The 1,363-nt window shown below is 55.6% G+C and carries 2 protein-coding genes; one reads left to right on the top strand and one right to left on the bottom strand.

The genetic code is table 11. From position 1 onward, the window contains the following. Positions 1-323 (bottom strand): OsmC family protein (locus B2067_RS01050; protein ID WP_301387211.1); only part of this gene is annotated, 323 nt, incomplete at its 3' end. 189 nt (positions 324-512) lie between these two features. On the opposite strand from B2067_RS01050, the gene crp reads away from it, so the two are divergent. Continuing rightward, the gene (gene crp, locus B2067_RS01045; RefSeq protein WP_068439019.1) at positions 513-1,151 is read left to right on the top strand and encodes a cAMP-activated global transcriptional regulator CRP; all 639 of its coding nucleotides are present in this window, start codon (positions 513-515) and stop codon (positions 1,149-1,151) included. Positions 1,152-1,363: the final 212 nt, after the last annotated feature.

The raw sequence follows: 1,363 nt of genomic DNA, 5'->3' as shown, positions 1-1,363 counted from the left end.
GCCCGCTCCACAGCCGATTCCTTCAGGCTTCTCCCCGTCACAGTGAAGTGGACGTGGATTTTAGTAAATACAGCAGGAACGGCATCTGCGCGCTCAGCGTCGATATCGGCAACACAGTCCGTTACATCCAGACGCTGCTTACGCAGAATGCTCATGACATCAAAACTCGTGCAACCACCCAGCCCCAGCAGCAACATCTCCATCGGGCGCACACCGAGGTTACGGCCGCCGTGATCTTCAGGCCCATCCATCACCACCGAGTGACCGCTGCCTGACTCCCCGAGAAACATAGCGTTATCGACCCATTTAACCCGCGTTTTCATCTGCGTTCACTCCGGCTGGTAAAAACGCGGAGCTTAACACAGACGGGCCAGACCGATAATATGACAGCGCGAAAAATCAATAAAAGCCTGAAAAACAAAGGCAAACGGCATAAATGGCCCCAATGCCGGGTTCAACTCACGCCGGCGATGCGTAATAATCAAAAGAGATTCGATTAAGGACAATAACAAATGATCATCCCTCGTATTCCATCAATGCACGCGCCGCTGGAACACTTCCTGACGCACTGTCATAAGAAGCGCTATCCGGCCCGGACCACCATCATCCATGCAGGTGAAGAAAGCGACACCCTGTACTACCTGATGAAAGGGTCTGTGAGCGTCACCATTGAGGACGACGAAGGCCGTGAGATGATCATGGCTTATCTCAACGAAGGCGACTTCTTTGGAGAAATGGGCCTGTTTGACGACGAAAACAGCCCGCGCACAGCGTGCGTCCGGGCCAAAACCCCCTGCGAAGTCGCTGAAATTTCATATGCCCGCTTCCGTGAACTGGCAGACTCCGATACTGAACTTGTATTCCGTATCTTCCGCCAGATGGCCGAGCGCCTGACCCGTACCACCCGCAAAGCTGGCGACCTCGCCTTCCTTGACGTAACCGGTCGTGTCGCAGGCACCCTGCTGGATCTTTGCAAACAGCCAGACGCCATGACCCACCCAGACGGCATGCAGATCAAAATCACCCGTCAGGAAATCGGCCGCATCGTTGGTTGTTCCCGCGAGATGGCGGGCCGCGTACTCAAGTCTCTGGAAGAACAGGGGCTGATCAGTGTGTCTGGTAAGACGATTGTGGTGTTTGGTACTCGCTGAGTACCGCAGCTGCTGAAAGCGCCCGGTTTTGACCGGGCGTTTTTGTATGTGAGGTTTATAGCTGCCTTCGGCAGAGAGGTTCTTTTGGCTGCCGCCGGGTTCCATTGCCCTTGTTAGCAGTAGCTGCCTTCGGCAGAGAGGCGCTTTTGGCTGCCGCCAGGTTCCTATGCCCTTGTTGGGGGATTGCATCCCCCGGGCGGGCGGCCCATCCC

Source organism: Thalassolituus sp. UBA2590, assembly GCF_002339775.1.
Lineage (GTDB): Bacteria > Pseudomonadota > Gammaproteobacteria > Pseudomonadales > Oceanobacteraceae > Thalassolituus.
This window is presented reverse-complemented; position numbering and strand designations above follow the sequence as displayed.